Below are 6,749 nucleotides of genomic sequence, written 5' to 3'. Positions count from 1 at the left end.
GGCGGGCGGCTACCAGATGGCTGATGCGGTCGGTGAGGTAGGCCGCCGCCGCGTTCGGGTCGAGCGTACGGTCGACGTTCTGCAGCATGTCGGCAAGGTCGGGCACGTGGAACTTGGCCAAGTCGAACCGGCCGATCATCCCCGGCACCGCGAACAGCATCTCCTTGTAGAGCCAGTTGTTGAACTCGCCCAGCTCGGCCAGCCGCCGCGTGCGCGAGCTGGTGGAGTGCAGCATCACGTACTCGGACAGCGCCTCGAAGAACAGGTAGCCGAGGATCGGCAGCCGCGGGATGGTGGCATCGAGCTGGCGTAAGAAGTCTGCCGGCTCCACGGTCGCCCCCTGGTAGGCGATGGCGGCGGCCAGCGCTAGGAAGGCGGTGGAGTTCTTCACCCGGCTGACCACCGTCTCGCGCAGCTGGTGGCGTTCGGCCTTGCTCAGCAGGTATTCGAGGTGGGTGTAGATGGCCAGGTGAATCGAGCCGAGCCGGAGGTAGTCCACCCCGGCCAGCCCCGAGTACGCCTGCGGCGGCAGGTTCAGCTCGAAGATCAGTGGGGTGGGCGCATGGTCTGGTTGCCCGATCTTCGCCAGGAAGGCCGGCGCCTCACGGGTGAGCACGTACGAGCCGAGATTGTGCGGCCGGAAGCCGCAGTTCGTCGCGGTGAGAGGTGCACAGTAGATGCTGCCCACCAAGCAGCCGCCGGACGGGTACAGCACGCCGTCCTGGCTGATCTTCTCCAGGGCGTGGGTGACGTGCAGCAGGTGCAGCTTGCCACCGCTGGCCAGGGCGTCGAACAGCGCGTTGCGGCGCAACAGGTGGCCGTTGGGAGTGCCGAGGGCCAACCGATCGGTCCAGGCGGCCTTCTGCACGCCGAGCGGATCGTCGGTGTTGGGCAGGGTTGGGACGAGGCTGGCCCCGAAGAAGGCGTGCGCGTCGGCCCAGAGCTCGTAGGAGTTGAGGAAGTCCATGGCCTACAGCAGCCCCTTATCGGCGCAGGCGAACCGGACTGCCTCGACATTCGAGGCGCCAGCCAGGAACGCCGCTTCGGAGATGACCACCAGGTCGAAGGCCAGCGGCTTCAGCTGCTCGAAGGTCGGCTCACGGACGAACCGGCTGTCCGGCCACCACGACAACTTCGGCAGGCGGAACCGGTCCAAGGCGTCAGCCACCTTCACCAGGTCGCAGATCCGCTCGGCCCGGGCGTAGTCAGCTCGGTCATCGGCGGTGAACTCCTCGTAGGGCACCTCGTGCAGTCGGACCGCCGTAGCCGCGCGGATCACGTCCCGCGGGTTGGGCGTTGCCCCGAAGTGAGACCAGACCACGTCGGCGTTGGCCGCCAGCGCGACCGCTGCCCGAGCGCCGTGTCCCGGGTCGTCCTTGTCGTGGTGACGCTGGCAGTCGTGCACGGCCGCCGCGATGACCGCGCTGGCCGTGTCCGGTTCGTCCAGGGTGTACCAGTCGGCCAGCAGCGCTGTGAGGGTGGCGACGCGCAGGCCGTGACGGCGGCCGTGAATGGAGTCGGCCAGCTGCGGCTCGGCCCACCACTCGGCGGGGATCGAGGCCTGCTCGACCAAGGCCTTGGTGGTGAGGCGCAGCGGCGGCGGCCAGGCCGGCAGGAAGTCGGGCCGGTTGGCCTTGATCCATTCAACCGTGGCGGCGTCGGTGAACTGGTGGTGCGGTAACTGCTTGCGGGCAGCCAACTCGACCAGGCTGGCCGTGTGTGTCGTGCTCATGGTGCAGCCCACCCCCTTGGTGGTTGAGACGGGCAGACCTACCGGAGTTCGACCGGCGCCGAAACTTGAGCGGCGGCCTTGCGGGCCTGCTCGGCGGCCTCGAAGGAGGCGGTGAACTCGGCCAGCTCCTGCTCGCTCATCAGCCGGATGCCCAACTCAGCGGCCACATCGATGATCTCGGCGGCAGCCTCGTCACGGGCCGCGTCCGACGCGTCGTCGGGCAGCAGACGCTCGAATTCGGCGTGGTAGCCCCAGGCGTCGCTCCACTTCACTGCGATCTCGACGCCCCGAAATTGGAAGTTGCGACGGAAGTTGAACGCCTCGTGTCGGGTGTCCTCGAAGCCGAGCGCGCCGAAGAGCTGGACGGCCTTGGCCACGTCCTCCTGAGCGATCGGGAACTCGGTCTCGCCGAAGGCAGCGCCCTGGCCGATCTTGCTGTCCTTGAGCGTGATCTTGGCGGTGCCAGCCGACTGGTTGTCGGTGATCTTCAGTAGCTGGTTCGGCAGCACGAAGAAGTGGATCAGCTTGTTGTCCTGGCCCAGGTCCTCGCCCTCGCTGGCCAGCCGCTCCACCAGCGCGTCGTGGGTGGTCTTGTCGAACCGGGCGCGCATCTCGATCTCGATGGCCAACGGTCTTCCTTCCAGTTTTGGGCATGCCGGATGGGGCCGAGCTGGCGCCAGGTACCCCCTGCCCAAGCAGTCACTGAATTCAGTTGGTGTGGTGCACTGGTGGTGCGGCCGGTCACTGCTTCCCTGACCGCACCACCAGCAGCTACGTCAGGCCAGCTCGCCGAACCGCTCGCGAACGACACCCTCGTGCAGGTAGTTCGGCAGCGGCACGCCGCCGATGCTGGTGCGCTTGGTGGCTACCTGCTCCAGGCTGTCGGCGGGGAAGCCCTCCAGCAGGTCGAGACACTGCTTCACCCAGGGGCGCGAGGTGTCCCACTCGCCAGCGTCGCGCAGCAGCAGGGCCAAGGCGAATGCCGTCTCGGCCGCCGCCCAGCGGTCGGTCGCCAGTTCCTGCTGGAACGCCGCCTCCAGCTCAGCCGGCGAAGCCAGGCGGGTCTGGTTGGTCATCTGGTGCCCTCTCGTCGTGACAGTCGCTTACGTGCTGTTGAACTCGGGCAGCGCCACCGGAGTGACGCCCAAGGCCTCAGTAGATGTAGGACTCGGCCAAGGTCTTGTACTCGAACAGCTCGTCCTTGGCGAACCAGAGCTCGACTTCCTGCTCGGCCTCCTCCTTGTTGCCGGAGGCGTGGACCAGGTTGGCCACGGCCTTGCCGACGGTCAGGCTGGCGCCAGAGCTCATGTGCGAGTAGTCGCCGCGGATGGTGCCAGCCGGCGCCTGGTTCGGGTAGGTGCTACCGACGATCTTGCGCACCGTGGCGATGGCGTCGTAGCCCTCCAGCACCAGCGCCATGACCGGCCCCTGCTGCATGAAGGTGGCGGTCAGGTTGTAGACGTCGGCGCCGAGCCGCTCCTCCAGGTCGAAGTAGTGCTTGCGGGTGAACTCGTCGTCCAGCCACTTCATCTTGGTGCCGACGATCTTGAGTGCCGCGTCCTCGAACCGAGCGATGATCTTGCCGGCGAAGCCGCGCACCAGCGCATCGGGCTTGAGCAGGACGAGCGTGCGCTCGACCGTCTGGACCTGGTCGGCCATGGGTTCCCTTTCGTGCTTGCTGGCATGGCGATATGACGAACGATCAGCCCGTCAGCACTGAGGTTACCGGCGTGGGTGAAGCGGTTCGGTCGCTTGAGCTGCGTGGTCGGTCACGAGGTTGTGCAAGCGGCGGATTTGCGGTTCGTGCTCACCTAGAATCGCTGCGGCCCCGCCCGTGCTCGGTGAGCGAAGCACCTACAACTGGCGCTTCCGCCGTGAGTCTTGATTGGCATGGGTCAGAGTCTGGCCGGAGCCAGGCCACGTCACCATGCAGTACCAGTGCAGTCAGGGTGCAGCTTGACTGCACCACGGCACACAACAGAGCGAGGGCAGCGTGGACGTCGTCGACACCTGGACCGGCGAATCCGCCTGCAAGCTCCAAGAGGCACTGCGTGACACCAACGAGGCCTTCGCCGCCCGCCTGGGTATCGGGCTGCGAACGGTGGCCAGCTGGCACAAGAGCCCAGAGCTGGTCCCGCGCACCGAGATGCGGCAGCTGCTCGACCAGGCGCTGGAGACCGCGCCACCCACCGTGCAGAAGCGCTTCGCACTGCTCACCGCCGACGCCAGTCAGGCGGCCACCGCCCAGGCGCTGCGGGTCGCCGTCGCTGTGGTGGTCCGCGAGTCGGAGGTGCTGCTCGTCTGCCGCCGGGACGATGAGTCGGCCGGCATCCGCTGGCAGTTTCCGGCCGGTGTGATCAAGCCGGGTGGGAGCCCAGCGTCGGCCGCAGTCCGCGAAACGCTCGCCGAGACGGGTGTCCACTGCGCGGTGCGAGAAGACCTCGGTGGCCGGCTCCACCCGACCACCGGAGTCTGGTGCCAGTACTACCTGGCCGAGTACCTGGCAGGCGTGGCCCAGAACCAGGACATGGTCGAGAACGCCGACGTGATGTGGGTTCCCAGAAACGCCGTGACCCGGTTCATCCCCGTCGATACGATCTTCCCGCCCATCCTGGCCACCCTGGAGGAGCCGCAGCATGACTGAGCAGACCAGCACCAAGCCGGGCATCGCCGCCGCCATCATCGTCCAGGACGGCCGCGTCCTGATGGTTCAGCGCCGAGTGAAGGAGGGCGAGCTGTCGTGGCAGTTCCCGGCCGGTGAGGTTGAGGCCAGCGAATCGCCGGAAGCAGCTGCCGTGCGCGAGACCGAGGAAGAGGTCGGCCTGACGGTGAAGGCCACCCGGCTGCTCGGCGAGCGCGTACACCCGAAGACCGGTCGGCAGATGTCATACACCGCCTGCGAGGTGGTGAGCGGTACGGCCACGGTGGTCGACACCGAGGAACTGGCCGAGCTGGCCTGGGTGGAGCACGACCAGATCGCCGAGTACGTGCCGTACGGACTGTTCGAGGCCGTGCAGCAGTACCTCGACGACGTGCTGCTCACTGCGGCTGAATGACCTGCTGATTCGCCATTCAGCACGTACCAGCAGACCACAGCCGAAAGGGCTATGGTGCGGAAGGTTCAAATCGATCGCGGATTTCCTCATGTTACTCCGGAATCACTAGGTCATCCCAGTGTATCGGGCCATCGGATCGATTGATGGCTTTGATGAGCGCTGCTCTTAGTATCTGTTCCGTGGTGCTTGCAAACTCACTTAGGGATGTCTGTTCCTCTCCGATCTTGATGTCCTTGGGTCTGCACTCGCCACCATGTGCGATAGTGCTGCGAAGGTCATATCCCGTCTTCATGTGTTTGAAGACGTCCCGCTTGGTCCACTCTGTAATCTCCTTGTCGAACCAGGCCGCGGCTCGGATGGCTAGGCGGTATTTCAGCTCCCCCTTGTCCTTGCTGCCTATCTCGGTCAAGTAGAAGGATTCGGCTGCAATGAACAAGTCAAGCATTCGGTCTTGATCGAGCTTGCGCTGTGAGGCAAAGCTAAGCCGTCGGATAGGCAGGAGGATGGCTTTGTTCTCTGGGCGCTTCAGGCGGGACCAGATATCCTTTAGCCTCTCGGCCTCAGAGCAGTCCACTGGCCATTTTGGCGGTATCGAAGAGGGTGTAGGACTGGAGGTGAAGTGAACTCCCGAGCCCAAGGGGAGCCAGCTATCGGCAGTTGTCATCGTGCCGGCGAGACCAATCCGATCGCCAGTCAAGAGGCTCATACAATGAAAGACTCTCTCGGCCGCCTCATTGCCCTGCGCCAGTTGCCGAAAAGCCGCTTCGACCGCCTTCGGGTCGCCGTCTGCTGATCCGTCGGGTGGGGACGTCACCTTGGGCAGCTGGATAGAACTCTTGATGGCGTAGAGCTGAGACTCGCTCAGGATGCTCAAAGGGTAGCTAGACGGCAGGGCTGGCTTGATCAGTCCGAGCCCCATTGCTTGTTCGATGTCTCGGTTCGTAAGGCGATCAATCGTCAAACCTGGCTCTAGCTCTATTTCCTCCTGGCCGGAAATGGTGAGCCCATGCAGTAGGTGCAGAGTCTTATACTTCAGCTGTTGCGTCGTGAGAAAATCGGCAAGTCGCTGCCATCGAGCTTCGAAGTCATCGAACGAGCCGCTCTCGATTTCGCCAGGCGTGGGAAGAGTACTGAGCGCGAGAGTGAGTAGAGTGCAGTGGCTGGCGCCAAGTGGTGTGCCTACCAGGCGCTCGACATGGTCTGACACCACCGGATTTTCCTGAGATGCATGTGCCAGATCTTGAAATTGCGACAGGGCGGTTAGCTCTTGTATGGCTTCTCTGGTCCACCGCTTCTCTTCGGTCTGCATGTGGCGGTAGACATTAGATGACGTGGCGTCGCGGGACCATAGGTGGCGCATATGTAGATCCACGGCATTCGATCGAGTGCCCAGATGTGTGATGGCTGCTTTAGCCCACGCATGAAGAGCATCCTTAAAGCGGCTTAGGTCACTATTTTCGATCATGCTTCAATTGTCGGCGCAAGTGCCCGTCTTGGCACGCGCAATTGCCGTGCTACCCGACGCCCAGCAGCGCCAGCAGCGGCGCAGTCGGCACCCGCCATGTCGCCCCGACCCGCAGCACCGGCACGGGGAACTCGCCCCGCCGGGCCAACTCGAACGCCCGCGTCCGCCCAATGCCCAGCGCCTTGCCGGCCGTGACCAGGTCGGTGATGACCGGTAGCCGCAGCAGCTCTTCTCGGGTCATGCCGCCCATGGGGCTCACCTCATCGGTGGTGCTCTGCTTTCAGAGCGCATGATGCCCGACTTATGACAAATGAAACGCTCTGGCATGCGAGCCAATGAAGGTGTACCGTGGATGGCTCCAGCTGGTCGAAGAGGTGATCCATGGAGCCCACGGCAGCACCCCTGCGCGAGGTGCTGGCGGCCGGTCTGAAGGCCCTGCGGCAGGCTCGTGGCCTGCGCCAGGAGGAAGCAGCGGCCCGCATTCGGCAGCAGGGGC

At 64.8% G+C, this 6,749-nt stretch carries 9 protein-coding genes; 2 read left to right on the top strand and 7 right to left on the bottom strand.

The annotated features are described in order from the left end of the window. From AB0K51_RS30290 to AB0K51_RS30270, 5 genes are all read right to left on the bottom strand, one after another. Window positions 1-967, bottom strand: a 967-nt coding sequence (locus AB0K51_RS30290) for a hypothetical protein (RefSeq protein WP_363460663.1), incomplete at its 3' end; no start/stop codon positions are given. Between the two features lie 3 nt (window positions 968-970). After that, the gene (locus tag AB0K51_RS30285; RefSeq protein ID WP_363460661.1) at window positions 971-1,732 is read right to left on the bottom strand and encodes a hypothetical protein; all 762 of its coding nucleotides are present in this window, start codon (window positions 1,730-1,732) and stop codon (window positions 971-973) included. A gap of 38 nt (window positions 1,733-1,770) precedes the next feature. Next, complete coding sequence (locus AB0K51_RS30280) at window positions 1,771-2,361, bottom strand: hypothetical protein (RefSeq protein ID WP_363460659.1); 591 nt, start codon at window positions 2,359-2,361, stop codon at window positions 1,771-1,773. 147 nt (window positions 2,362-2,508) lie between these two features. Next, entirely contained in the window at window positions 2,509-2,808 is a 300-nt protein-coding gene (locus AB0K51_RS30275) for a hypothetical protein (RefSeq protein ID WP_363460657.1), read from the bottom strand. A gap of 76 nt (window positions 2,809-2,884) precedes the next feature. Further along, window positions 2,885-3,391: a nucleoside-diphosphate kinase gene (locus AB0K51_RS30270; protein WP_363460655.1), complete on the bottom strand. Its 507-nt coding sequence runs from the start codon at window positions 3,389-3,391 to the stop codon at window positions 2,885-2,887. 334 nt (window positions 3,392-3,725) lie between these two features. On the opposite strand from AB0K51_RS30270, the gene AB0K51_RS30265 reads away from it, so the two are divergent. Next, entirely contained in the window at window positions 3,726-4,376 is a 651-nt protein-coding gene (locus AB0K51_RS30265) for an NUDIX domain-containing protein (protein ID WP_363460653.1), read from the top strand. Next, window positions 4,369-4,788 (top strand): NUDIX hydrolase, encoded by a 420-nt coding sequence (locus tag AB0K51_RS30260; RefSeq protein ID WP_363460651.1) that lies wholly within the window; start codon window positions 4,369-4,371, stop codon window positions 4,786-4,788. The genes AB0K51_RS30265 and AB0K51_RS30260 overlap by 8 nt, the downstream gene beginning before the upstream one ends. A 91-nt stretch (window positions 4,789-4,879) precedes the next feature. Here the strand turns inward: AB0K51_RS30260 and AB0K51_RS30255 are convergent, their stop codons facing one another. Together AB0K51_RS30255 and AB0K51_RS30250 are read right to left on the bottom strand one after the other, a co-directional pair. After that, entirely contained in the window at window positions 4,880-6,253 is a 1,374-nt protein-coding gene (locus AB0K51_RS30255) for a hypothetical protein (protein ID WP_363460649.1), read from the bottom strand. Window positions 6,254-6,302: 49 nt separating this feature from the next. After that, window positions 6,303-6,494: a hypothetical protein gene (locus AB0K51_RS30250; protein WP_363460647.1), complete on the bottom strand. Its 192-nt coding sequence runs from the start codon at window positions 6,492-6,494 to the stop codon at window positions 6,303-6,305. Window positions 6,495-6,749 lie beyond the last annotated feature (255 nt).

The sequence above is a fragment of the Kitasatospora sp. NPDC049285 genome, assembly GCF_040678815.1.
Taxonomy (GTDB): Bacteria; Actinomycetota; Actinomycetes; order Streptomycetales; family Streptomycetaceae; genus Kitasatospora.
This window is presented reverse-complemented; position numbering and strand designations above follow the sequence as displayed.

Bases quoted from the DNA above. Each gene is read 5' to 3' on its own strand.
- AB0K51_RS30275 (WP_363460657.1), bottom strand. From the start codon at position 2,808: ATGACCAACCAGACCCGCCTGGCTTCGCCGGCTGAGCTGGAGGCGGCG.
- AB0K51_RS30260 (WP_363460651.1), top strand. From the start codon at position 4,369: ATGACTGAGCAGACCAGCACCAAGCCGGGCATCGCCGCCGCCATCATC.
- AB0K51_RS30250 (WP_363460647.1), bottom strand. From the start codon at position 6,494: ATGACCCGAGAAGAGCTGCTGCGGCTACCGGTCATCACCGACCTGGTC.
- AB0K51_RS30270 (WP_363460655.1), bottom strand. From the start codon at position 3,391: ATGGCCGACCAGGTCCAGACGGTCGAGCGCACGCTCGTCCTGCTCAAG.
- AB0K51_RS30285 (WP_363460661.1), bottom strand. From the start codon at position 1,732: ATGAGCACGACACACACGGCCAGCCTGGTCGAGTTGGCTGCCCGCAAG.
- AB0K51_RS30255 (WP_363460649.1), bottom strand. From the start codon at position 6,253: ATGATCGAAAATAGTGACCTAAGCCGCTTTAAGGATGCTCTTCATGCG.